The organism is Psychrobium sp. 1_MG-2023 (genome assembly GCF_030689115.1).
Classification (GTDB): Bacteria; Pseudomonadota; Gammaproteobacteria; order Enterobacterales; family Psychrobiaceae; genus Psychrobium.
In genome coordinates this window covers 84,254-109,148 of record NZ_JAUYVJ010000011.1, presented here as the reverse complement: position 1 = coordinate 109,148, position 24,895 = coordinate 84,254, and the positions used below count along the sequence as shown (strand labels likewise).

24 protein-coding genes are annotated in these 24,895 nt (G+C 42.3%); 14 read left to right on the top strand and 10 right to left on the bottom strand.

Annotated features, from left to right (window positions below; genetic code table 11):
• The first annotated feature begins 69 nt into the window (after nucleotides 1-69).
• Nucleotides 70-1,215 (top strand): hypothetical protein, encoded by a 1,146-nt coding sequence (locus Q8W26_RS08010; RefSeq protein ID WP_101213404.1) that lies wholly within the window; start codon nucleotides 70-72, stop codon nucleotides 1,213-1,215.
• Nucleotides 1,216-1,281: 66 nt separating this feature from the next.
• Here the strand turns inward: Q8W26_RS08010 and yjeH are convergent, their stop codons facing one another.
• Nucleotides 1,282-2,520, bottom strand: a complete 1,239-nt coding sequence (gene yjeH, locus Q8W26_RS08005; protein WP_101213403.1) for an L-methionine/branched-chain amino acid transporter — start codon at nucleotides 2,518-2,520, stop codon at nucleotides 1,282-1,284.
• A gap of 172 nt (nucleotides 2,521-2,692) precedes the next feature.
• On the opposite strand from yjeH, the gene Q8W26_RS08000 reads away from it, so the two are divergent.
• Genes Q8W26_RS08000 through Q8W26_RS07990 form a run of 3 tightly spaced genes read left to right on the top strand, consistent with a single transcriptional unit; the run spans nucleotide 2,693 to nucleotide 4,250 of the window.
• Nucleotides 2,693-3,127 (top strand): Lrp/AsnC family transcriptional regulator, encoded by a 435-nt coding sequence (locus Q8W26_RS08000; protein ID WP_101213402.1) that lies wholly within the window; start codon nucleotides 2,693-2,695, stop codon nucleotides 3,125-3,127.
• A gap of 28 nt (nucleotides 3,128-3,155) precedes the next feature.
• Nucleotides 3,156-3,854 carry a cytochrome b/b6 domain-containing protein gene (locus Q8W26_RS07995; protein ID WP_101213401.1) on the top strand — a complete coding sequence of 233 codons (699 nt, stop codon included), beginning with the start codon at nucleotides 3,156-3,158 and terminating at the stop codon, nucleotides 3,852-3,854.
• A 57-nt stretch (nucleotides 3,855-3,911) separates the two neighbouring features.
• Entirely contained in the window at nucleotides 3,912-4,250 is a 339-nt protein-coding gene (locus Q8W26_RS07990) for a hypothetical protein (RefSeq protein WP_101213400.1), read from the top strand.
• A 62-nt stretch (nucleotides 4,251-4,312) separates the two neighbouring features.
• On the opposite strand, the gene Q8W26_RS07985 is transcribed toward Q8W26_RS07990, so the two are convergent.
• Nucleotides 4,313-4,786, bottom strand: coding sequence for a cytochrome c (locus Q8W26_RS07985; RefSeq protein WP_101213399.1), 474 nt, complete (start codon nucleotides 4,784-4,786; stop codon nucleotides 4,313-4,315).
• A 123-nt stretch (nucleotides 4,787-4,909) separates the two neighbouring features.
• Entirely contained in the window at nucleotides 4,910-5,521 is a 612-nt protein-coding gene (locus Q8W26_RS07980; RefSeq protein WP_101213398.1) for a hypothetical protein, read from the bottom strand.
• A 182-nt stretch (nucleotides 5,522-5,703) separates the two neighbouring features.
• Here Q8W26_RS07980 and Q8W26_RS07975 point away from each other — a divergent pair, with 182 nt between their 5' ends.
• Nucleotides 5,704-6,759 carry a hypothetical protein gene (locus Q8W26_RS07975; protein ID WP_101213397.1) on the top strand — a complete coding sequence of 352 codons (1,056 nt, stop codon included), beginning with the start codon at nucleotides 5,704-5,706 and terminating at the stop codon, nucleotides 6,757-6,759.
• Nucleotides 6,760-6,857: 98 nt separating this feature from the next.
• On the opposite strand, the gene ilvC is transcribed toward Q8W26_RS07975, so the two are convergent.
• A complete protein-coding gene (gene ilvC / locus Q8W26_RS07970) occupies nucleotides 6,858-8,333 on the bottom strand; it encodes a ketol-acid reductoisomerase (RefSeq protein WP_101213396.1) in 1,476 nt (491 codons plus the stop codon).
• Nucleotides 8,334-8,471: 138 nt separating this feature from the next.
• Here ilvC and ilvY point away from each other — a divergent pair, with 138 nt between their 5' ends.
• Complete coding sequence (gene ilvY / locus Q8W26_RS07965) at nucleotides 8,472-9,362, top strand: HTH-type transcriptional activator IlvY (RefSeq protein WP_101213425.1); 891 nt, start codon at nucleotides 8,472-8,474, stop codon at nucleotides 9,360-9,362.
• 54 nt (nucleotides 9,363-9,416) lie between these two features.
• Nucleotides 9,417-9,677: a DUF5062 family protein gene (locus Q8W26_RS07960; RefSeq protein ID WP_101213395.1), complete on the top strand. Its 261-nt coding sequence runs from the start codon at nucleotides 9,417-9,419 to the stop codon at nucleotides 9,675-9,677.
• A 19-nt stretch (nucleotides 9,678-9,696) separates the two neighbouring features.
• Here the strand turns inward: Q8W26_RS07960 and Q8W26_RS07955 are convergent, their stop codons facing one another.
• Nucleotides 9,697-10,785, bottom strand: coding sequence for a hypothetical protein (locus Q8W26_RS07955; RefSeq protein WP_101213394.1), 1,089 nt, complete (start codon nucleotides 10,783-10,785; stop codon nucleotides 9,697-9,699).
• A 394-nt stretch (nucleotides 10,786-11,179) separates the two neighbouring features.
• Here Q8W26_RS07955 and Q8W26_RS07950 point away from each other — a divergent pair, with 394 nt between their 5' ends.
• Nucleotides 11,180-11,638, top strand: a complete 459-nt coding sequence (locus Q8W26_RS07950; protein ID WP_101213393.1) for a methylglyoxal synthase — start codon at nucleotides 11,180-11,182, stop codon at nucleotides 11,636-11,638.
• A gap of 65 nt (nucleotides 11,639-11,703) precedes the next feature.
• Here Q8W26_RS07950 and hutC read toward each other — a convergent pair whose 3' ends face one another.
• On the bottom strand, nucleotides 11,704-12,411 hold the full coding sequence (hutC, locus tag Q8W26_RS07945) for a histidine utilization repressor (RefSeq protein ID WP_101213392.1): 708 nt from the start codon (nucleotides 12,409-12,411) through the stop codon (nucleotides 11,704-11,706).
• 119 nt (nucleotides 12,412-12,530) lie between these two features.
• Between hutC and hutI the strand changes: the two genes are divergently transcribed.
• The gene (hutI, locus tag Q8W26_RS07940) at nucleotides 12,531-13,760 is read left to right on the top strand and encodes an imidazolonepropionase (protein ID WP_101213391.1); all 1,230 of its coding nucleotides are present in this window, start codon (nucleotides 12,531-12,533) and stop codon (nucleotides 13,758-13,760) included.
• Nucleotides 13,761-13,855: 95 nt separating this feature from the next.
• Here hutI and Q8W26_RS07935 read toward each other — a convergent pair whose 3' ends face one another.
• The 3 genes from Q8W26_RS07935 to Q8W26_RS07925 all read right to left on the bottom strand — a co-directional run bounded on the left by Q8W26_RS07935 (nucleotide 13,856) and on the right by Q8W26_RS07925 (nucleotide 16,257).
• On the bottom strand, nucleotides 13,856-14,758 hold the full coding sequence (locus Q8W26_RS07935) for an ABC transporter ATP-binding protein (RefSeq protein WP_101213390.1): 903 nt from the start codon (nucleotides 14,756-14,758) through the stop codon (nucleotides 13,856-13,858).
• Entirely contained in the window at nucleotides 14,755-15,591 is an 837-nt protein-coding gene (locus Q8W26_RS07930) for an ABC transporter permease subunit (RefSeq protein ID WP_101213389.1), read from the bottom strand. Before Q8W26_RS07930 ends, Q8W26_RS07935 begins: the two co-directional genes overlap by 4 nt.
• 270 nt (nucleotides 15,592-15,861) lie before the next feature.
• On the bottom strand, nucleotides 15,862-16,257 hold the full coding sequence (locus tag Q8W26_RS07925; protein ID WP_101213388.1) for a thioesterase family protein: 396 nt from the start codon (nucleotides 16,255-16,257) through the stop codon (nucleotides 15,862-15,864).
• Nucleotides 16,258-16,383: 126 nt separating this feature from the next.
• Here Q8W26_RS07925 and Q8W26_RS07920 point away from each other — a divergent pair, with 126 nt between their 5' ends.
• Nucleotides 16,384-18,585: a tRNA(Met) cytidine acetyltransferase TmcA gene (locus Q8W26_RS07920; protein WP_101213387.1), complete on the top strand. Its 2,202-nt coding sequence runs from the start codon at nucleotides 16,384-16,386 to the stop codon at nucleotides 18,583-18,585.
• Nucleotides 18,586-18,870: 285 nt separating this feature from the next.
• Nucleotides 18,871-20,520, top strand: coding sequence for an electron transfer flavoprotein-ubiquinone oxidoreductase (locus Q8W26_RS07915; protein WP_101213386.1), 1,650 nt, complete (start codon nucleotides 18,871-18,873; stop codon nucleotides 20,518-20,520).
• A gap of 85 nt (nucleotides 20,521-20,605) precedes the next feature.
• Here Q8W26_RS07915 and rsmD read toward each other — a convergent pair whose 3' ends face one another.
• On the bottom strand, nucleotides 20,606-21,178 hold the full coding sequence (gene rsmD / locus Q8W26_RS07910) for a 16S rRNA (guanine(966)-N(2))-methyltransferase RsmD (RefSeq protein WP_101213385.1): 573 nt from the start codon (nucleotides 21,176-21,178) through the stop codon (nucleotides 20,606-20,608).
• A 113-nt stretch (nucleotides 21,179-21,291) separates the two neighbouring features.
• Here rsmD and ftsY point away from each other — a divergent pair, with 113 nt between their 5' ends.
• The 3 genes from ftsY (at nucleotide 21,292) to ftsX (ending at nucleotide 24,811) form a co-directional block, all read left to right on the top strand.
• The gene (ftsY, locus tag Q8W26_RS07905; protein ID WP_101213384.1) at nucleotides 21,292-23,052 is read left to right on the top strand and encodes a signal recognition particle-docking protein FtsY; all 1,761 of its coding nucleotides are present in this window, start codon (nucleotides 21,292-21,294) and stop codon (nucleotides 23,050-23,052) included.
• An 84-nt stretch (nucleotides 23,053-23,136) separates the two neighbouring features.
• Entirely contained in the window at nucleotides 23,137-23,841 is a 705-nt protein-coding gene (gene ftsE / locus Q8W26_RS07900) for a cell division ATP-binding protein FtsE (RefSeq protein ID WP_101213383.1), read from the top strand.
• The gene (ftsX, locus tag Q8W26_RS07895; RefSeq protein ID WP_305472996.1) at nucleotides 23,825-24,811 is read left to right on the top strand and encodes a permease-like cell division protein FtsX; all 987 of its coding nucleotides are present in this window, start codon (nucleotides 23,825-23,827) and stop codon (nucleotides 24,809-24,811) included. The genes ftsE and ftsX overlap by 17 nt, the downstream gene beginning before the upstream one ends.
• The last annotated feature ends 84 nt before the right edge of the window (nucleotides 24,812-24,895 follow it).

The window sequence follows — 24,895 nt, the reverse complement described above, 5'->3', positions numbered from 1 at the left end:
ATATTTCCTTTCAGTTGCTTAGGCTTATATTTTTGAAGGGAGTTATTCGGCGCGGATTGAGGAAGGCCAATGGGACAAGCGTTTAACCGAACAACAATCAGTGTATGGTTTGCACTCGCTTTTATTGCTTTTGGCTACGCTAGCGCGAGTCTAGCGGTTGAAAAAGAGAGCGGGGTTATCTCTCACAAACCCGTGTTTTCAACACAGCAACAGCCAATAACTGGCTCTGTTATTGCCCAATCAACAACTGACTTATGCTTAGTGGCTGGTGGTACTTTAGATTACCTTAATAAAGGACAAGATTATGATCCGATGGCAATAAGGCCAGGAATAGTCAAACAATTTTCTGCTGACTTAGATCGTGTTAAACGTACTCTTGCGTTCATTTGTCAGGTGTCTAAAGAAGATAATGCGGTGGGGAGAAAATCACGGTTGCAAGACCTTAACTTTATCAACCAGCATTTTGATATGATTCGCTGGCGTCCGAACAAGCAACAATCACGGCAATTTGAACAGCAAAAGACGTTACTGAAGCGAATGCCTGATGAGCAAATATTGTTGACCAAATATTATATTAAAAAAGCCAAGGGCAGCCCTATTAAGACCGCAGAAACACCGCACGCTCTATATCAGCTTCCTTTTGATGAGCAGGAGTTAACCCTAGAGCAAGCGCAAACTCAGCGAGAGAAGTTAACCCGGTTTCAACTCACTAAACAGCAGGTATTAACTGGTGTACTCGATCATAACCAATGGGCTAAACCGCTAGTGTGGTTTTCGCGAGCCGATCTTGAAGACACCCTAATGCAGGGTACTGTCAAGATTGATGGCTCTGACACTTTTTATAATGTCCATCGTAATAACGGTATTGGTTATCAACGTAACGTGCCTAAAGAGCAACAAGAGCGCTATTGGTATTTTAAGCAAACAGACAGTGTTTTGGGTTATGGAAAAGACGCAAACTATAAAATACCCATCAAACCCTTAGTAACAGTCGCTGGTGACCTCGAGCACTTGGGTCTTGGGAAACTTATTATGTTAACGATGAATAATGAGCATCGATTAACGATACTCGCTGATACTGGTGGGGCGTTTGAGAATAATCAATATCAACTTGATTACCTTGGGGGATATTTCTATAACTGGCGAGACTACCATCAACATTATAAAAACTTTCCTGACTACGCAGAAGCACGAATACTATTATTAAAAGATTAAGTGGATAAAAAGATAAGATGAACCAATGTTCACCTTATCTTTTGTTCTTTAATATCAGTTGTATACTTAGTTTGGTTGTATTTTTTGTTGCTGCTTATGGAGCAAGGGTAATAATAAACTACTGAGCACTAAAGCATAAAGCATATGCGAACCAAGCCCGACCATAATGGCGATACAACTGAATAACCCGAGGTAAGCAGCCACTCGATACTGTTTACTTAACAACTTTAATGCCGCTAACATACAGCCAGCGTAGATAATTAAAAATACCCCGTTAGTCCAGTTAACAAACAGCTCAAATGGTAGGTTCAAGGCATATTGGATCACCGTTATAATCAACATCAATCCAATGATGAAGCTGGCTGCCCGTTGTGGTACTTGTTGTTGATTTAGCGGCTGTAAAGTGCGAGGCAAAATACCGTCATGGCTTAGACTCCAACACAATCGTGCCGCACCACCAATATACATATTAATTGTTGCTAAGCCGCTAGTGATTCCTAATAGGCCAATAACCCACTGACCGCCGCCACCGAATAATTGATTAAATAAACTGACCATCGTCAAATTCCCTTCTGTTATCGGTGCAAGCACTAACCATGCGCAAGCGAGATAAAGTAGGCCCACCACAACGGTGCCAATAAGCATAGCCGGAACAAAATCTTGTTGTGGATTCTTAAACTCCGTAGAAAAGTGACTGAGAGCATCGATGCCTAAAAAGCTCCAGAAGGCAATACCTGCGGCGATCATGATAGGCGGTAAGCTAAAGCTCTCAGGAGTGCTTATTTGTTGAGAGGGTGATTCAACAGCAAAAGCTAGTAACATCGCAGTAATAATGGCGGCAATACAAACGGTTAATGCAAACTGTAATTTGGCAGATAGTTGAGCCCCTCGGATATTGAGTAGCCACAACCCGCCAAGAAATGCCAGTTGAATGAATAATGTACCGTGTGAGCTGAGGGAAACGATGACACTGACAAACTCCATCACCATCATCAAGGCAGCTGAAGCGCCTACGGGAACGGCAAAGACAAACAGTAATCCGACCAAACGGCCCCAAATTGTTCCGAATGCTTGCTCAACGAAGTAGGCTGGCCCTGCTGCGTGGGGATGCTGACTCGCAAGTTTGGCAAAGACCCAAACTAATGGCAGCATTAATAGTGTTAAACCCAACCAGGTGTACATTGCATTTGTCCCAGCGATTTCGACGGTAAGCTGGGGCAAGATAAATACGCCTGTCCCTAATAATGTTGTTGCGAGTAAGCCAGCACCTTGGCTACGGGTAATACTTTGCTGTAATTGGCTCATCTTTTAGCCTTTATTGGTTTGCTATGGAGCCTATAGTATACGAGGTCTAGCTTGCACAGTTTGTCGTGGTTATATAGCAATCTGTCGAAATAGGCCTGCAATTCGTCGGCGCGGATTTCATTTGGTTACTATAGCTTGTATGCTTTGTTATGACTATCTTGTGGAGGAACTGATGGACAAGTTTGATCAAAAAATAATAGAAGCTTTACGTCGTGATGCCCGACAGTCTGTATCGGCAATCGCACAGCAAATAAACCTATCGCGGCCCTCGGTATCAGAGCGAATTAAGAAGCTTGAACAAAGTGGCGTGATTCGGGGTTATCAAGTGTTACTAAGTGAGTCGACCAAAGCACAGGTTTCAGCTTATCTTGAGATTCAACATAGCTCCGAGCGTTGCCGTGATATTATTAACGTCTTTCACCAAATCCCTGAAGTTAAGACATGTCACGGTATTACTGGAGAAATGGATTTGTTAGTCTATGTTGAAACGGAATCGATGCAACGACTTCACGAAATTCGCGAAGAGCTAGATACCAATAGGCAGTTAAAAAAAATTAAAACCCATGTTGTGATGAGTAAATGGATCACTAATGACAATGTAGGGTAACTTTGGTGAGTCATAGGAGTAATAAAAAATGAGTCATAAACAATTCCTTATTTGGGATTTACCGTTAAGGATTTTTCATTGGAGTTTTGCGCTAACCGTGATTGGTTGCTGGGCGACCCATGAACTTGGCAGTGATTATATCGATTGGCATATGCAATTAGGTTATATCGCATTAGGCTTAGTGACATTTCGATTAATTTGGGGATTTGTCGGTCCAACGCATGCGCGATTTGGGCAGTTTTTACCAACACCGTCACAATTGATTGCTTATATCAAAGCAACTAAACAAGGCACAGCACCAATAACCCCAGGGCATAACCCACTGGGCAGTTTGATGGTACTAGCGATGCTCGGTTTAGTTGCGCTGCAGGCGGTGAGTGGGTTGTTTGTTGATGATGAAATATTCAGTTCAGGCCCTTACTACAATGCGGCGGGAGATGCCGTTGATAAGCTCATGAGTACTATTCATCATAATACATTTGATGTGATCGGCATTGCGATTGTCTTTCACATTGCCGCTATTGTTTTCTATAAACTGGCTAAGAAGCAAAACTTAGTCAAAGCGATGGTGACCGGAAAGAAAAATGATGGTGAGGTTAAAGCGAGTGATGCGATTAGCGGATCGCGGATTATCTTGGGCTTAATTGTAGCAGCATTATGCTGTGCTTTTATTTATTGGCTAGTGGTCATTAATGTGCCTGTTAGTGAAGATGAACTATTTTATTAATAAAATGCTAGGCTGGTTTTTTCGTTGACTAGTTAGCAAGGATGCATTGTAAATCAAATGAGTAAGCTTAAAAAAGCTATTGGCCTTTCCAGCGCATTACTTCTCAGCGCCTGTGTTGTTCAGCCGAACGTGGTTAATAATTATGATGAGCGCTGTCATGTAGTGAAAAAGAAAGTTGAGTTAAGTGTTGAGCAACTTGAGTTCTTTGGTGCATTGGACTGTTCGGATGGTAGAGACTGTAAAGATGTGTTTATTAGTGAGATATTAGGGAGTGCGGTAGTCTTTCCTGTATCAGCGATTGTCTCAGGTTCTATTGCATTGGTCGGTAATACGGTATTTTGGCTGCAGGAACAAGGACAATGTCTCAGTGACAAGGAAGCAAACAGTAATACTTAGCTGTAAAAAACGGGCATAAAAAAAGCGAGCTTCAAAGCTCGCTTTTTTGTTTAAGAAAAATATTAGTCTTGCTTAAAATCATCATGGCAGCTGCCACAAGACTTACCAATTCCGCCAATCGCTTTCTTGATTGCACCTTCATTGCCCGTTTGGACAACTTTCTGTAGGTTGGCAGACGCTAATGTTAGCGCTGTTATTTTCTTGTCGAACTGCGCTGGACTTTCCCATACTTTATCTAATGTTTCTGTGTTGACATCAAACTTACGTGTATCAACTTTAAAGTAATCACCAATCATGTATGACAGTTGGTTGATGCGCATAGCATTCTTTTCAACGACAGCTTTATCTAAAGGAATTTTACCTTTAGCCATTGCGCCCATTGGACCCATGTTGCTATAAATTAATTGAAACACATCTTTGCGCCATTCAGTGGCTTTTGCAGCGTGTTTTTCTGATTTTGCTGGCTGAGCTGCAAATGACGATGTCGCGACTAAGGCGATGGCACAAGCGATTGCACCTTTCTTTACTAAGTTCATTGCTATTCCTTCGTTTTTTATTCTAATAACTTTTGATCATATATTAATTACAGTTTGAGCGAAAAGATCAATCGCCCAAAAGTTGTAATAAAATGTGGCAAAAATTTACATAGCAGCTTGCGCTTAGTCTTGATAACCCCAAGGTGCCGCAGGAGGCATAATTGGTTTGGTTAAATCAAAATCGACTCTAAATTCACGACCTTGGCGGATTAGACGGTAAGTAAATTGTTTTGGGTAAATAAACATTTGCCATGTATTGCCTGTTGATTGAGGAATACCGCTATTTACAAATAACTCTTTTGAGTATTGATCGGCAGGAAAAGATTGAACGTTATCCCAGCCCGCATCAACCGTGTGGCCACCGTACATGGTTGATTTATCGTTGCTACCGTCAGGCTTGCGGTGATCGTGCTTTAATGAAATTCCTGAGCCCGTCTTGGTTAAAATCCACGTTCTTGATGCATCATCACCCACATGAAACGGAATTTGCAGTTGGTTATCACTACACTTACGTACGTGCATGACTAACAGCTTATTAGCAAATGCATCGCTGTCAGAATTATCGACAGTCACGTGGCCCGGGTAGGCTTTGCCACAATGCTTTTTGAGTAAGTTAAAGTAGTTATCATGGGTTGGAATAGAGACTAAAGGAGCCGGAGCAACAACCGCTTGTGCCACAGGGGCCTGAGTGAAACCGAGTAAACTAAGGCTCGCTAATATTATTGTTTTTTTCATGTGACTGTCCAATCTTACTGTTATAAATAAGATCCTATTATATGCCAAAAGCGTGTTAATGCTTTAGAATTTACCTCGTAATTAGCTTATGAATTTCCCGTTTGTTAACGCAAGTTGCTTGATTGTTTTTTTTGTTATATTTTTTGTGCTTGTTATTTGATTGATTTGAAAAGGAGAAATAAATGCTTAAAGGATTAAGCACAGGGATATTGGCTGTTGGTTTAAGTCTCACTGCCATGGCGGCTCATGCCAACGGCGTGTCAAAAGTATTTGGTTGTGCCACAGCTAATACGCAAAAAGTTTGTACTGACTTAGGCGCGCAAGCAACCTATGCAGGTTATGTCGCCCGTTCACTTGCTCAGAAAGCGCTCAGCGGCGGTTTAGTTGCCCCTATTAATATAATCATCCAATCTGATAACTTAGATAAAGCGATGCATTACCGTTATGAAGCTATGCAGGATACGATGGTGATTGAGGGTGAAAGGGGGGAAGGTATCTACATGCCTTATACGTCGGTTCGTTTAGTGACTGCCAAAGCATTAGCTGGTAATGATAAAGACGCCGTGATGCAATTGGTTTCGCCTAAAACGGCCGTAAAAAACTTTGCTAATCAAATAAATTATCAAGGGGAGCTACCCAAAGGTGGTTTTGGCTATGAAGAGTTTTGTAACTATGGCGAGCCCCACGACCGAAACCCTAACCATATCAAAGCGAACTGTTGGCGTGCAATGCAGCTTAAAGGATATTGGAGTAATGCGAAAAACACTACAACTCACCTCAACCGTTTACAAACGAATGGAACGGTAGGTTTTGAAGTTGAGCTTAATGCGTTACTTGCTAATTCTAAAGTGACAGGTGAAGGCAGCTCGCTTCAGGAGGGTATGACAAGTGAGGTATTGAAGTTTGGCGCACCGGTCTTTTTTGTGACCGTTGAAGGGTACCATATAACATTTTCCCCACAAGTAAATGGTCAATTCGATATGACTGGTTTAGTTATTCCGCCTGGTATCATAGTTCCAGTAGATAAGGATGGCAATATCACAGAAGCACAGGCGATAGATACTTTTTTAAGTAGTAAGCATACTGTTGATAAGCTAGCGCTTGCATACATTAAGCACTTGAATCATCGTTTTAATAACATTCATTTAAGAAGGCTTGCTCGTTACCTTGAGGAAACTGGTACTGTTGAATGTCCGCTTTGTAAGGCAACAGATTTACCTAAGCTACCCACTGAATAAAACAGCTGAGAAAACAGGTTGTGCCTTAATTAATAAAGCCTCAGTAATGCATTACTGAGGCTTTTCTTTTTCGTTTATCTTTTTAAGTAGTCTGTTGATTAAACGATTTTCTTCATTGCTGACATGTGACCACGAAGTACATTACCAATAGTTTCTACTGGATGGCTACGTAATGTGTCGTTAATCTCGATTAACTGCGCATTATCAACACCGTTATCGGTAACGTCTAAGCCTTTACCAATCACGTCAGTATCGATACGCGTCATAAAGTCTTTTAACATTGGTAAACAAGCGTGGTTGTATAGGTAACAACCGTACTCTGCTGTATCAGAGATTGTTGCGTTCATTTCGTAAAGCTTCTTACGTGCAATTGTGTTAGCAATTAATGGCGTTTCATGTAACGACTCGTAATAAGCTGACTCTTCTTTGATGCCCGCCGCAACCATTGTTTCGAAGGCTAACTCAACACCAGCGCGAACCATTGCAACCATTAGAATACCGTTATCGAAGAACTCTTGTTCGCTAATTTCTTGATCGCCAGCAGGTTGTTTCTCAAATGCCGTTTCCGCCGTTTCTTGACGCCAGTTTAATAGCTTCGCATCATCTTCTGCCCAATCAGCCATCATACCTGATGAGAATGCACCGCTCATGATGTCATCCATGTGCTTGTTGTAAAGTGGACGCATGATTTGTTTTAACTCTTCACTTAACTCAAACGCCTTAACTTTAGCTGGGTTTGATAAACGGTCTAACATGTTCGTTACGCCGCCATACTTAAGTGCTTCAGTGATAGTTTCCCAACCGTACTGAATTAATTTAGACGCGTAACCAGCATCGATACCTTGCTCAACCATTTTATCGAAACATAAGATTGAACCCGTTTGTAACATACCGCATAGGATAGTTTGCTCACCCATTAGATCTGATTTTACTTCAGCGATGAATGAAGACATTAGAACACCTGCGCGGTGACCACCTGTTCCTGCTGCGTAAGCTTTCGCTAATGCAAGACCTTGGCCTTGCGGATCGTTATCTTCATGAACCGCGATCAGTGTTGGAACACCAAAGCCACGTTTGTATTCTTCACGTACTTCAGAGCCTGGACACTTAGGAGCTACCATGATTACCGTTAAGTCATCACGAATTTGCATCCCCTCTTCAACAACGTTAAAGCCGTGAGAATATGTTAAACAAGCGCCTTGCTTCATTAGCGGCATAACAGCTTCAACAACGGCAGTGTGTTGCTTATCTGGCGTTAAGTTTAAAACAACATCTGCATCAGGGATTAACTCTTCGTAAGTGCCTACAGTGAAACCGTTTTCAGTGGCGTTTTTCCATGATTGACGTTTTTGCTCAATGGCTTCAGCACGTAGTGTGTAAGAAATGTCTAAACCACTGTCACGTAAGTTTAAGCCTTGATTTAAACCTTGTGCACCACAACCAACGATAACCATCTTTTTACCAACAAGTGCTTGTACACCGTCGCTAAATTCTGAGATATCCATAAAATCACATTTAGCTAACTGAGCTAATTGTTCACGTAACGCTAAGGTATTGAAATAATTCTGAGCCATGATGTCATCCTAAAAATAAATGGGGTCACTTGCTTGTGACGATGAAAATACCTTACCGTAATCGTATCCTTGCGTAAAATGATATAAATGGGCTACAGTGTTGCAAAATGTGCAACATTAAATAAAAGGGTATTGTTAGTGGATAATCGTCAGCTCAAAATGTTTTTGGCCTTGGCCGATTCATTACACTTTGCTCAGGCAAGTGCGCAGTGTCATGTCAGTCCTTCAACACTGAGTCGTAATATTCAGCAATTAGAGCAGCAGCTTGATGTTACTCTATTTGAGCGCGATAACCGCACGGTTAACTTAACTCGCCAAGGTGAACTCTTTGTTCAATACGCTAAGGCAACGCTGGCACAGTGGGACGTATTTAAAAGCTCGCTGGAAACAGACAGTCATGAGCTACAGGGGGAACTCAGTATTTATTGCTCAGTGACCGCTAGCCACAGCTTCCTTCACCAAATTTTGGCACGCTATCGTCAGCAATACCCCAAGGTTGAAATTAAAATTCGCACCGGTGATGTCGAGCAATCAATCCCACGTATTCATAACGAATGTGAAGACATGTCGATCGCTGCTAAGCCAGATCAACTACCGCCGAACATGGCATTTCAAACGTTGGGCATCTCGCCGCTCGTCTTTATCGCTCCTGTTGAACGCTGTGAAGTGCAAGCGCTAATTGACAGTGGGCAATACAATTGGAATGAATTACCACTTATTGTGCCAGAGCAAGGATTAGCCAGAAAGCGTCTCGATCAATGGTTTAAGCGTAAGAATATCCGTCCGCGTATTTATTCGGAGGTTGCAGGTAATGAAGCCATTGTTAGTATGGTGAGCTTAGGTTTTGGCGTGGGCTTGGTGCCAAAGATTGTTTTGGATAATAGTCCACTAAAAGACTCGATTCAGATTGTGGAAGCAACACCACAGCTTAAGCCATTTGAGGTGGTGATTTGCTGTTTGAAAAAGCGGCTTAAAAATCCATTGATTAATTCATTATGGACTGCGGCAAAAGAAGGGATTGATAATTAAATTAATTGCTTTACCTTAAATGGTGTAAAGGTTATTAAAATAAGGATTTAGCCAGTGAAAAAGCATAAAAATGAAGACAAGCTATTAAAGCTCGCCATGCAATTAGGCAAAGCATATGCAACAAAACGTGGCTATGGCGGTTTGGATCGTGCCGAATCGAATAAGGATAAGGTGGAAGTGATTTATCGACTATTGGTTAATGATGGTCTGATCAAACCATTGCCTGAAGATAAAGAAGACGGCCCTAATTTAAAACACCGTCTCGTTTTATGGATTATTTCGCAGCTCCCTGAGACACATGAGTTATTACAATAAGAACTCTTTAGTTATCGCGTTACGTTGTTGTCAGTAGCGCGATTCCTTGGCGATACCCTAATCCGCCATTACCATGGACCAAACCATATTCACATTGACTGTCTGTTAACTGCTGATACATTTCAATTAAGCCATTCAGTGCAGGGTTATTCCACGGCGCTCGTGCTAAATTCATCCCGCCCGTGATGGTCACTGAGTGTTCTGATAAAAAACCAGGTAGCTGATTTAGGTTTCTAATGAGGCCTGTCGCTTGTAGTAATGCCATCGGAACTACGGGGTAACAGGTATAGGCTTCCATGAGACCATTACCAGTCATAAACTGTTTACTGAAGTTAAAATTTGCTTGCGATGACGCCTGCTGATAGGCATGCGTTAAATGAGCGTAATCTGCAATTTGATTGATTGCTTGTGTTTCATCCGTCACGTTTAACTCGCCTAAACCCACCCCTGCTACCGTAACCGTTTGCGCTGTGGCTAGGTTCAGTCGCTGGCATAACGCATCGCTGCATAATAATAAACGCCCCTTGAAGTCGACTAATGGGTTAGCACAATCGACCCCACGAAATAGTGGGCTGACATGACGAAACCACTTTAAGGCAGGCGCTTCAAAATAAGCGCGCTGTTTGTGGTATTGCTGCTGGTGGGTATGGGCGTAATTCTCAAATAGTAAGGCGCTGTATTGTTTAAATTGTTGCTCGTTATAATGTTGTTTACTAATAAACTGCTGTGCGACTTTATCATAGAGATCAAGAATAGATAGCTGCTCACCATAGATTGACATTAATCGATGACGCTCATTACGCTCATAGCCACTTAACAGGGAGTCGTCGCCTTGAATGACTACCGCTTGATGGCCTTGTTCAATGAGTTGCTTTGCTTTAGCCAGCGCCATAATCGGTGCACAACCACTGCGAAAGTGATTCGGTTGTTGTTCACTAAACCAGTCGGTGGCTAAGGGGTCGATAGTGAGTGGTGTTGGTGTTATCCCAAGTTGTTCCAGTTGGTAAGTAATGGTGTGGTAATAATCCTGATGTTGATTGGACACGGCGTTGGATAACTCATTAACTTGGCTGTAGCCTGCTGCAATTTTGACGTTGCTTGCACTCATATTACTGATCCCCATTGGTTTGTTAGCTAAACTATTTTTATTGTTGTTAAATTAAGCCGTTGTCGACTATAACACCATTTTTAGAGGTTAAAACCGCAGTGGTTTTTTTTGTGCTGTAGCGCAAGTAGATACCAATTCCATCAATAGCCTGACCATTTTTCACGGCTTAAACGAATGAGAGCAGCGTTATTTATTGTCTATGTAGAATCACTACATACGCCAAAAAATGCCTTGCTCTAATCCGTTTATCCTCATTACAAAATTGGTCATTTAATTAATGAAGTTGGTATAAGTTGCTAAATGCGTTTGTCATGCTATTGTCATAAAAACGAAGTAGATTAAATTTATCAATAAGATAGAAGTATATTTAAGTTAAAGCGTACAAGGAAAGGAAATGCAATATAAAACAGTCACGGCACCCCAAAAAAAGTCTATTGCTTTGGTTGGGCACGATAATATGAAACCTAATCTTATTGCTTGGTGCCAGCGTTATAGTGAGAAGCTTGCCGCGCATAACTTGTTTGCTACAGGAACGACGGGAACTTTGATCGCTCAAGAAACAGGGCTTAAACTGACAACGCTAATTAGTGGTCCGCTGGGAGGTGACCAGCAGATAGGGGCGCTCATTACCGAACAAAAAATTGATTTTATGGTGTTTTTTTGGGACCCGTTAGAAGCGCAGCCTCATGACCCTGATGTCAAAGCGTTATTACGTTTAGCGGCGGTGTGGAATATTCCGGTAGCTTGTAATCAAGCGACCGCCGATATGCTGATTACTTCACCGTTATTTGACTTGGCATATCCTAAGAGCATTCCTGATTACGATAGTTATATTAGTCAAAGAACCCAGTAAAGCTGTTCGTTCTCTTATTAGGCTAGGGCGATAGTCCGCATCGCTATTTGTAATGAGTTGGTGTGCTAGTTTGAAACGCTAAAGCGGCCACCGACGCGGAAACGGCTGCTTGGATGGATAAGACGAGCAAAGCTCACCGCGCCTTTAGAACTAAATGTACGGCGTTTAATCTCTAAACAGGGCTCGTTGAAGCTCAGTTGTAATAACTTGACTAACTCATTATCAGGCATCATTGCTTCAATAATATGTTCTGCTTCGGTGAGTGGCGCAGCCATACTCAGAAACTCATGTGGCGTGAGCTGCGTAAAATCATTTTCTAAATAGTTACTGACCAATGCCGGGTTTACATAGCGCAATTCAAGCTGCATCGGCTGATTATTTTCATGGTGTAGTAATGAAGAATAAAACACAGTATCCCCGACATTCATTCCTAACGTAATTGCCACATCCTCACTGGCGACGATAGATTTTATATCGAGCACTTCAACATTGTATTGATGGCCTCGAGTGCGGATCTCATCGGCAATATTTTTTATTTCAAGTAATGATGATTGTGACTTTAGTGTTGCAACAAAGGTTCCTCGGCCTTGGCTTCGCACTAATAATCCAATATCACACAATTCGGTAATCGCACGGCGTGCAGTCATACGGCTGCAGACAAACTGATCCGAGAGAGAGTTTTCAGATGGAACCTTCGCGTTTTCTTGCCACTGACCACTTTCAACTTGTTGACAGATATATTGTTTTATTTGTTCAAACTTTGCGGTGACCATTTTGCCTAAACCAGAGAGAGATATGCTTCACTATAAATTGTCATAAGTTGCTTGTATATACAAGTTCTAGGGCGTATTATTTTAACTATTATGTGCAAATAAATTTAAGTGGTTATTTTATGTCTTTGAAAAACAACAATGTATTCGATAGCGTGTGGGTTGATATTAATTTAGCAACGATCAATGAAACAGATTACGGCATCATTGAAGACGCTGCGCTAGCGATAAAAGACGGAAAAATCGCTTGGTTAGGCGCTAAAAAAGATTTACCTGAGTTTGATGCATTAGCTACACCGCTTTATCAAGGTCGTGGTGCTTGGGTGACACCGGGTTTGATTGATTGTCACAGTCATATTGTTTATGGCGGCGATCGTGCCAAGGAATTTGAGATGCGTCTTGAAGGGGCAAGTTATCAAGATATTGCTGCTGCTGGTGGCGGTATTGTTTCCACAGTAAAAGCAACGCGTGAAGCAGATGAAGAAACCTTATACGTGGCTGCTAAAAATCGTTTAAATGCGCTGATGAAAGAGGGCGTAACGACCGTTGAAATAAAGTCGGGTTATGGCCTAGATGTTGAAAATGAACTGAAGATGTTGCGTATTGCTCGATTATTGGGGCAGCATCATCCGGTTGATGTTAAAACGACATTTTTAGGTGCTCATGCGCTTCCTCCTGAGTTTAAAGATAATGCCGATGGTTATATCGATTTAGTTTGTGGTGAAATGCTTGAAGCGGTTGTGGCTGAAGATCTCGCTGATGCGGTTGATGCTTTTTGTGAGTCCGTTGGCTTTAATTTAGAGCAAACACGTCGTGTTTTCGATGCGGCTAAACAGCACGGTCTACCTGTTAAATTGCATGCAGAGCAAATGTCGAATTTAGGTGGGAGTGAGTTGGCTGCGAGTTATCAAGGCTTATCGGTTGATCATATCGAGTATCTTGATGAGCAAGGTGTTAAAGCAATTAAAGCCGCTGGCACTGTTGCCGTGGTCTTACCGGGGGCGTTTTATTTCTTGCGTGAAACGCAACAACCACCAATTGAGTTATTACGTCAGCACCAAGTGCCAATGGCTATCGCTACCGATGCAAATCCTGGTTCTTCACCGCTATGCTCCATTCAATTAATGCTTAATATGGCGTGTACATTATTCCGTATGACTCCCTATGAAGCGCTTGCCGGTGTGACTATTCATGCAGCAAAAGCATTAGGTGTTGAAGAAGAAGTTGGTACGCTTGAAGTGGGTAAGCAAGCAGACTTTGTGGTATGGGATATTAACCACCCGGCACAACTCGCTTATCAATTTGGCGTTAATCCATGCCAACAAGTGATTAAAGCGGGTAATATCGTTTAACGCTGGCTTATCAGAACCATAAAAAGGCATAACCTGCACGATGAAAAGTGGGTTATGCCTTTTTTGTTTGTGACGACTTTCTGTTGAACGTTAACTTAAGAGAAAAGTTGCTGTTCTAGCGATAAACCTTTGGTTAATTGTCGGTAGTTGAGTTGCTGCTGTCGTAACTGCTGGATTAACTCAATATCAAAGTTCGGTGTCATTTTAGGATCATAGCGTAAAATAAACTCAGCTTTGTTGAGCTGCTCCGCGGCAATAACCCCCGTCATTGATTGTAGTTTATTGTAGGTATCTTGCTGAATATTATCGAGTAAAAGAGTAATGCTCTGCTGTTGTTCTGTGTCATGATGTCTAACCGATTGCTGGGTTAAGTTCCCTTGTTCTAATAATAAGACGTTATCACACAATCGCTCTAACTCGTCGAGGTTATGGGAGCTGATGATAAAGCTCACTTCACCACTTAAGTTCATGACCAGTTGACGAATATTACGTGCATTGGTTGGATCAAGCCCAGCCGTTGGCTCATCCAGCATCACTAATTTAGGTTGGCCAATTAGCGCTTGGGCAATAGTAACGCGCTTGCGCATACCATGACTGAGCGCTGCAGGGCGTTCACCTGCAATATCAGTAAGTTCAACCAGTTCTAATACCCGCTGACACTCTTGCTGAGCCTGCTTTTTATCAAACCCTTGCAGTTTGGCATAAAGCCCTAATTGATGCTTGATCGCAAACCTTGGGTCAAGTTGGGCATCTTGTGGTAATGCACCTAGTTGGCCAAATAATTGGTGGCTTCCTGGCTGGTGTCCCATGATTTCAATACGGCCAGTATTGGGTAAATGATAATTACAGAGCAGACTAAAAAGCGTTGTTTTACCAGCACCGTTTGGGCCAACGAGCGCCGTAGTCGTTCCACTTTCAAGTTCGAAATTAACATTCTTTAGTGCGTGTTTACTACCATAGTATTTATTAATCTCGTGGCAACTGATTAAGCAACTCATAATGCTCTCCTTGTTAATGTTAGGTGGCAAATAGCTAGGTAGACAGCGGTTTGTGCGAGAGGGAGTAATGTAGTGTTAACGCTAAATCCTAATCCTTGAACTGTTTCAGTCAGTTGTAATCCTGGGATAATCCATAAAAGGTATTCGATGAAGGAAATATATTGAGTTAAGTAACTAATTAACCCCGTTAAAACGGGAATCAGAATCACAATTAACACCACCGAGAGCTTTGATGATTTACTGATCACGTTAAGCAAACTGGTTAATGCTATAAAAGGTAGGCAGCTAATCAATAGATTTAAACCTATGTTTGCCAATTCATCAAATGAAGATGATAGCAATGAAATGTCGCGCACCATACCCATAATCAATGCCGCGAGAGCTGTCATGGTGATTAAACTAGCAATGATTAATACTTGCCCGAAAAAACGTCCGTAAAGTAGCTGACTACGGGTCGAGCGTAATAGTAAAAAACGCACCGTGCCACGGTTGGTGTCTGAAGCGAGTTGATCGGAGCTCATCAATACAGAGGTGATAGGGAAAGCAAATACTGCAAATAACCAATAGACAGCCAATTCACTGTATGGCCATTGTACGATTTGTTGGAGGTTTAATTGACTGGAAAAAACCGTAATGTTTTCACCAAAATTTGGATTACTGAGAATTTTTACCGATTCAAAGACAGGGTATTTAAGAATTAAAAACCATACGACAGAAAAAGCTATTAATAGAATAGCACCGCGTTTGGTGAAAAATAAGCGAATGAGCTCGAATTGGCAAATTAGCCAAGCCTGTTGCAAGTGCCCATTGGATGAAGGCGTTGTTGGAAGCATAAATGACCTTTTGATAATTAGGTTTGTTATTGTTTATTGATACAGGATAGGTTAATACAACAATTAAGCCATGTTTTTAAGTTGTTGAAATTTAGTGTTATTTGTGTTTGTTGTTTATCGGGGTTGATTTTTTTCACTAAAAAATATGCTTTTTAAGCATCAAGATATTCTTAGTTATTATATAAACCTCTATTGTGCGGGCCGATTAAAATAACGAAGCCACAAAAGCGATATTGGTATTATCGCTTTTGTTGCTTCGTTCTTGAATTGTTAGCTCTGTAACAAGTGTTGCTTCATTTGCTCTAAGATTGACTCTGTTAGAGGCTGGCTACTCTTTTCTTTGTGGCAATAATGCACCATTGTAGTGGTACCGCTCGCGGTTTTATGCCCTGATTGCCAACACTCCTGATAAACATCGAATGAACTATTACCAATACGACTGATGTAGGTTTTAATTTCGACATCAACACCATAGTGAGTTTCAGCATGGAAATTAACGGTGAACGTGGCTAACATCAGCTTCCAGTTCTTTACATCCATATCAGGGGTAAAGAATCTAAAAATTGGATCTCGTGCGGCTTCAAACCACGTTGGTAACACTGTGTTATTAATATGACCAAGCGCGTCAGTTTCCAAAAAGCGCGGGGTGATGACATTGTTGAACATAGCTAATCCTCTAAACGGTCGTTTGAATTGGTTGTGGTTAATCTAGCACCAATTATGATAAAAGTATTCCTGTTCACTGAGCTTTCACATAAAATTAGCCAATGACCCCATGAGTTAAAACACTATATGACTGAGTTTTCAAAGTTCGTTGATTCTATTCGCCACAGTATTATGCTTAATAAGCAGCGTCGTCTAATCGTATTACAAGGTGAGCGGACGTGGGCAATTGATTTGATTACACAGATTGAACAGCTCGGGCATACTGTTTGGTTAGGGGATGACGGGATGAGTGAGTTTGAAAACCGTTTAGGTGAAGATGTTCAGCTTGTTGCGATGAATAAAGCTCAGAGTGTACTCGGTACAGAAACCAGTACACTTGTTTTTGATAGTTATAGTGGCTTTAATCCAGATGCGTTTGGTAAAGCCACTGGCATATTAAAAGGTGGTGGCGTATGTTTCTTGATCACCCCAGCAGAGGGCAAGTGGCTTGATTATAATGATCCTGATTATAATCGTTATATTGCCAGCCCAGATCAATTAACCCGCGTTAATAATTTCTTTATTCAGCGGCTGATCAATCAAATCAATCAAGACCAAACAGTGATAAAGGTTAGACAAGAGCAGGCGCTTCCTGTTGTTGAGCTACATCCCGACGAGCAAGGTCTCGCCATCACAGAGCCAGCAGAAAATTCATTACAACCACTAACTCCCTTCGCGAATATGCAGCAGCAACGTAGTGCACTGGAGATTATTAAAACCATTACCGGGCACCGTAAACGACCACTAATAATGACTGCGGATAGAGGGCGCGGCAAGACCAGTGTACTTGGCCTTGCTGCGGCACAATTAATCAGAGATCACGCGGTCTCACATATTATTGTTACTGCGCCCAAAATTGATGCCGTTGCTAGCTTGTTTAAACATGCTGTGCAGCTTTTACCTGGCGCTGTTTGTTCTAAAACAGACTTGAAATGGCAAGGGAAAGTGATTGAGTTTGTTGCGCCGGATGTGATTGTTACGGATAAGCCTAAATGTGATTTATTGCTAGTGGATGAGGCTGCGGCGATCCCAACATCGATGCTGACTATCATAGCGCAGTCTTTTTCACGTATCGTATTTGCTACTACTATCCATGGCTATGAAGGTACTGGTCGTGGCTTTGCGTTACGCTTTATGAATACCTTAGTGAAGTTATCTCCAAATTACCGCCAAGTTGAGTTAATGCAACCCATTCGGTGGAGTGAAAATGATCCCGTAGAGGCTTTTACAAACAGGATCTTAGCTCTTAATTTTAAAAGTGTGAATTATGATTCATCTATTGAAGGGGTAAATGAAACCCTCGAATTTGAAAAAATATCGCAGCAGCAGTTACTTGATAAGCCACAATTGTTAGAGCAGCTGTTTGGGTTACTCGTATTAGCTCATTATCAAACCTCGCCCACTGATTTTCGCCAGTTGTTAGATGCACCTCAGCTACATATTTTTGTGGTAAAGAATCAAGAGAACATCGTTGCTACGGCGTTAGTGTTAGAAGAGGGGTTGTTTGAAGAGGAGTTAGCTGAGCAAGTGTGGTTAGGAAAGCGTCGATTACGCGGACACTTACTCGCTCAATCACTGATGGCGCAACTTGGTTTACAGCAAGCTGGTCAATATAAGTTTGCCCGAGTAATGCGGATTGCGGTTCATCCCCAATTACAACGTCAACGAATTGGTCAGCGCTTAAATGAGTTTGTGAAACAGTGGGCGTTAAAGCAACATTTTGATTATCTCGGTGCTAGCTTTGGTGCTACGGCACCATTATTGGATTATTGGCATGCACTGGGGTATCAGGCCGTAAGGCTAGGTCTAACCAAAGATAAAGCAAGTGGCACGCATTCAGTCATGGTGTTGCAGCCTTTGTCTGTGGCTAGTGAACTTTTGATGAAAAATGCGCGTGGGCTTTTTGTTCGTAGCTTACGCTATAATTTAAGTGGCGACTTTAACGCCATCGAACCTACATTAATCAGCTCTTTATCTCAAAACATCGTTGAGCCCCACCTGTTATCCCCCCTTATCTCCCACCAAGATCACATCAATTTAACGGTTTACGGGCAAGGTCAACGCCCTTTTGAACAGATTAACTATGCGTTTGATGCGTTATTTTGGCAACAACCCAGTCAAATAAGCTTGTTAACACCAGCACAACAACAGCTTTTAGTGATTAAGCTATTACAACAACGCACGTGGTCTGAGACCACTAAATTATGTGAATATAATGGTAAAAAACTAGCACAGCGGGCAATGAAGCAACTAGCTCAAGTGTTAATAGATACAACAAAACACGATTAACTAAATGCTGTTGAGTTCTGTATACATCTTTAGTCAAACACCTGTTTAATTTTTCTTGCATAATGATTCAAACGGTTGTTTAATTGTTGCCAATCTAGAAGTATTACTATAAGTCTCACTCAATCAGAGATAAAAACCTAATGAAGTTGACGTAAACGTAAGCTTGGTGCAGACTTGAACCATATAATAAAAATGACTGTTGCCGCTTATTTTTTCCGTGGAGGCAATGGGTCAACTACAATAACAATTAAATTGAGCAAATAGATAAAAGCAAAGGAGCAGAATATGGAACGCGAATCGATGGAGTTTGATGTCGTTATCGTTGGAGCTGGCCCAGCAGGGTTATCAGCGGCATGTCGTTTAATGCAAGCTGCTAAAGAGCAAGCGCAGGAAATTACTGTCTGTGTCGTAGAAAAAGGCTCTGAAGTTGGTGCCCATATTCTGTCTGGCGCGGTATTTGAACCAAAAGCATTGGATGAACTGTTTCCTGATTGGCAAGAATTAGGCGCTCCGTTACACACTAAAGTGACTGGCGATGACATTTACATGCTGGGTAATGAAAATAACGGGACTAAAATTCCCAATATGCTTGTGCCAAAGACAATGCATAATGATGGCAACTATATTATTAGCTTAGGTAATCTTTGTCGTTGGTTAGCGGAGCAAGCTGAGCAATTAGGGGTCGAGATTTTTCCAGGTTTCGCTGCGGCAGAATCACTTTACCATGATGATGGTTCAGTGAAAGGCATCTTAATTGGTGACATGGGCATTAGTGAGTCAGGTGAACAAAAAGACTCATACATGCCGGGTATGGAATTACATGCTAAATACACTGTATTTGCAGAAGGTTGCCGTGGTCATCTAGGTAAAGAATTACAACAACGCTTTAATTTAAATGAGGGCCGTAGTCCTCAACATTATGGTATTGGTATTAAAGAGCTATGGACCATTCCAGAAGAGCAACACCAACAGGGTAAAGTTGTACATACTGGTGGCTGGCCGTTGGTTGACGGTGCTACTGGTGGTGGCTTTCTTTACCATATTGAAGACAACCAAGTCGTGTGTGGTTTGATTGTTGACCTAAACTATTCGAATCCATACCTAAGCCCATTTGATGAATTCCAACGCTACAAGCATCACCCTGAAATTTCGAAATACCTTGAAGGTGGTACTCGTGTTTCTTATGGGGCTCGCGCCATTGCTAAAGGTGGCTTAAACTCGTTATCTAAGATGACATTCCCTGGTGGCGTGCTTGTTGGTTGTAACGCTGGAACGTTAAACTTTGCTAAAATTAAAGGTTCTCACACTGCAATGAAATCAGGGATGCTAGCGGCGGATGCTATCGTTGCTGAATTAGTTAAAGGCGACAATGCATCAACTGAGTTAACAGGCTTTGCTGAGCAATTTAAGCAATCATGGCTTTATGAAGAATTGTACTGCTCTCGTAATTTTGGTCCTGCTATGCATAAGTTTGGTACAACCTTAGGCGGTGCTTTTAACGTTATTGATCAAAACTTATTTGGTGGTAAGCTTCCGGTTAACTTGAAGGATAATGCGCTGGATCATGCACAGCTAGAACTGGCTAGCGAGGCAAATAAGATTGAGTATCCCAAGCCTGACGGGAAATTGAGCTTTGATAAGTTATCATCAGTCTTCTTATCAAATACATACCATGAAGAAGATCAACGTTGTCATCTAACGCTAAGCGATCAATCGATTCCATTGACGGTGAATATGGAAAAGTGGGCGGAGCCGGCGCAACGTTATTGTCCTGCAGGTGTGTATGAGGTTGTTGAAGAGAATGGTGAGCAACGTTTTCAAATCAATGGCCAAAACTGTGTCCATTGTAAAACCTGTGATATTAAAGACCCAAGCCAAAATATTACTTGGGTGACGCCTGAGGGTGGTGGTGGGCCAAACTATCCAAATATGTAAAGGCTGAATTCTCAGCAAATAAGAAACACTGCATGGCGGTGTTTCTTACTTTATAGCGTTATTGTTTTAACTAATGAAAGCGATATTAACTACGCTGCCATAAAGAGAATGTTACTTGACCAGCATTCTTTTCTTTTAGACACTGCCAGTTTTGCGGCAGTTGCACCTGATTTAACTCTGCTTCCATTTCAATATAAATAATGGCGTTTTCACTAAGCCAATGATTGTCTTCTAATAATTGACAACTCTGCTCGAGCAAGTTTTTTCTAAATGGCGGATCAATGAACACGACATCATATTGTTGCGTCGCTGCCGATGAAATGTATTTGAGGCTATCACCGTTATGCACGGTGGCATTGTTACACTTTAAGGTTGATAAATTTTGCTTTAATTGATGTGCTGCACCGCGATCTTTTTCAATCAGCAAAGCACTTTGTGCGTAACGTGATAGTGCTTCAAAAGATAGGCCACCACTACCAGCAAATAAGTCTAGGCAATGAGCGTCATCTATATAAGGTGCTAGCCAATTAAATACGGTTTCTTTGACGCGATCGGTTGTTGGGCGTAGCCCTTCAACGTCACTAACAGGTAACTTTCGGCTACGCCATTGGCCACCAATGATTCTAACTTGTCCTGAACGACCTTTTCCTGCTGCCATCTCTACCTCTATTCACTTGTTTTTGCTATCATCGGTGCAAAATTTTATCTTAAGCGCTATTTTAGCAAGTTGTGCGCTTAAAACGTAATAGATAACAGTAAGGTTTTATCAAAATGGCAAAAAAAGGCATGTTTGGCTGGTTAAAGTTTGGCCGCAATAAGGAAAAAGACCAGCAAGAAGAAGCAGAGCGTCTAGCGGCTGAGCAAGCAGAAGCCGAGCGTGTTGCTGCTGAGCAAGCAGAAGCCGAGCGCGTTGCTGCTGAGCAAGCAGAAGCCGAGCGCGTTGCTGCTGAGCAAGCAGAAGCCGAGCGCGTTGCCGCTGAGCAAGCAGAAGCCGAGCGTGTTGCCGCTGAGCAAGCACAAGCCGAGCGTGTTGCGGCTGAGCAAGCAGAAGCCGAGCGCGTTGCCGCTGAGCAAGCAGAAGCCGAGCGCGTTGCTGCTGAGCAAGCGGAAGCTGAGCGGGTTGCTGCTGAGCAAGCACAAGCTGAGCGTGTTGCGGCTGAGCAAGCAGAAGCTGAGCGTGTTGCCGCTGAGCAAGCAGAAGCCGAGCGCGTTGCCGCTGAGCAAGCGGAAGCTGAGCGGGTTGCTGCTGAGCAAGCGGAAGCTGAGCGTGTTGCTGCTGAGCAAGCAGAAGCCGAGCGTGTTGCTGCTGAGCAAGCTGAAGCCGAGCGTGTTGCTGCTGAGCAAGCGGAAGCTGAGCGTGTTGCTGCTGAGCAAGCAGAAGCTGAGCGTGTTGCTGCTGAGCAAGCAGAAGCCGAGCGTGTTGCCGCCGAGCAAGCAGAAGCTGAACGTGTTGCCGCTGAGCAAGCGGAAGCTGAGCGTGTTGCTGCTGAGGAGGCAGAAGCCGAGCGTGTTGCTGCTGAGGAAGCAGAAGCCGAGCGTGTTGCCGCCGAGCAAGCAGAAGCTGAACGTGTTGCTGCTGAGCAAGAGCAACAACCTGAGAAGCCTAAAAAAGCAGGTTTCTTTGCGCGTTTAAAAGAAGGGTTAAAACGCACCAAGCAAAACTTTGGCAGCGGCTTTTTTAGCTTATTTAAAGGTAAAAAGATCGATGATGAGCTTTTTGAAGAGCTTGAAGAACAGTTATTGGTTGCTGATGTTGGTGTGGATACGACATTAAAAATTATTGATTCGTTAACTGATAGCGCCAGCCGTAAGCAACTTAATGATGGTGAAGCGTTATACCAATTATTACAAGATGAGTTGTCAACGATTGTTGACCCAGTATCACAGCCATTAGATATTGAAAAATCAGATGGCCCTTACGTTATTCTGATGGTTGGTGTGAATGGTGTTGGTAAAACAACAACGATTGGTAAGCTGGCTAAAAAATTCCAACAGCAGGGTAAGAAGGTTGCATTAGCTGCTGGTGATACGTTCCGCGCTGCAGCTGTGGAGCAGTTACAAGTATGGGGCGAGCGTAATGATATTCCGGTTATCGCTCAGCATACTGGTGCAGATAGCGCTTCAGTTATTTTTGATGCGGTACAGGCGGCTAAAGCACGTAACGTTGATGTGTTAATTGCTGATACTGCTGGTCGCTTACAAAATAAAGCCCATTTAATGGAAGAACTTAAGAAAGTCGTTCGTGTTATGAAAAAGCTGGATGATACGGCGCCACATGAAGTTATGCTAACGCTTGATGCTGGCACAGGCCAAAATGCAATGAGCCAAGTAGAGCTGTTCCACGAGGCTGTAGGTGTTACAGGCTTAACATTAACTAAGCTTGATGGTACTGCGAAAGGTGGTGTTATCTTTGCGTTAGCTGATAAATACGGTATTCCAATTCGTTATATTGGTGTTGGTGAAGGCATTGATGACTTACGCGAGTTTGATAGCAAAGAGTTTATCGAGGCACTTTTTGTAAAAGACGAATAGTCGAGTTCTTTTAGTCGCATTGGCATCAGCAAGTGAACTTCTGATGCCATCTGGGTTGAGATTTTATAGCAGGGATATTGATGTATGATTCGATTTGAAGAAGTGACTAAGGTTTATCCTGGTGGTCAACAGGCATTAAATCGGGTCAGCTTTGAATTAGACTCAGGGCAAATGGCTTTTTTAACAGGGCACTCTGGGGCGGGTAAGAGTACTTTACTAAAGCTGGTTGCATTGATGGAACGACCAACCTCGGGTCAAGTGTTTATTAATGGGCATAACCTCAATCAAATCACTAAAAAGCAGGTACCATTTGCGCGACGCGATATTGGAATGATTTTTCAAAATCACCGTCTACTTATGGATCGTAGTGTCTTTAATAATGTTGCTTTGCCGTTGATTATTGAAGGTTTCCACTTATCTGATATTAAGCGGCGAGTTGCAGGCGCGTTAGATAAAGTTGGCTTATTAAGTAAACTTAATAACATGCCTCACACATTATCTGGTGGCGAGCTCCAGCGTGTCGGTATTGCACGTGCTATTGTCAATAAGCCTCCTTTACTCTTGGCTGATGAGCCTACAGGTAATTTAGACCCATCACTTTCACTAGAAATCTTACAAGTATTCGAAGACCTTAACTCAGTTGGTGTCGCAGTGTTAATTGCAACCCATGACCTGGGGTTGATTGCTCGGATGAAATATCAAACCTTTACTCTGCGTCAGGGCAAACTCATCCATGACGGACTATCATCAACTGACTTAAGGGAGAGTGAATTTGAGCCTATTATTTAGTCAGCGAAAATCACCGGGAGCAAAAAGAGTAAATGCGGGACATGGTGTGGTGATGTTTTTTATCCGCCATTTGCAACAAGCATTAGCTAGCTTGGGAGAGTTATGGCGTGTGCCTGCTTCATCGCTACTCACAATGGCTGTGCTCGGGGTGAGTTTATCCTTACCTACGACCTTGCACGTGCTATTAAAAAACGGTGAGCAATTGCGTAGTACTTGGGATAATGCCGCGGAAGTTAGTTTATTCTTAAAAGAGCATGTATCAAAGGAGCAAGCTGCCAAAGCAGTCAACCGAATTAAACTCTATCCTCAAGTGAGCAAGGTCATTTATGTTTCTCAAGAACAAGCGTTAACCGAGTTTAAACAACTATCGGGCTTTGGTGAGGCATTATCATATTTAGACTCGAACCCTTTACCTGCGGTAATCTTAGTGACTCCAACATCACAATTCTCCAGTCCTGAGGGCGCAAGGGAACTGCTTGAAGTGTTAGAGCAGCAAAATGAAGTCGCCTTTGGCAAGCTTGATGTCACTTGGCTTGAAAAGTTGTCGGCGATTGTCGATTTACTTAAAGATGCCGTGTTTGCGCTAGGTTTTTTATTATTATTAGCGGTAACTTTAGTTATTGCTAACACAATACGCTTATCAATACTTAATCGCCGTGAAGAGATTGAAATCTTAAAGCTGGTTGGTGCGACAGATAACTTCATTCGCCGACCTTTCCTCTATACAGGCTTTTGGTATGGTTTAATTGGTGGCGTTATAGCTTGGGTCTGTGTGTCTTTAATGTTGTGGTCTTTAGAGGGAGCATTAAGCGCTTTAGCAAATGAATTGGACACTGATTTGATGCTTGATGGTCTGGCTTTTAGTGAATTTTTGATCTTGATCGTCTTGAGTGCTTGGCTAGGTTGGTTAGGGGCATACTTCTCTGTAACACGCCATGTCAATGAAATAGAACCAGAAAATCAAATGTGAACTTTAGTCGGCGCATGGGCTCTAAATAAGCAGAAATAGTTGGTAACAATGATTGCTGGGATCCTCTAGCGATCGTTAAAATTG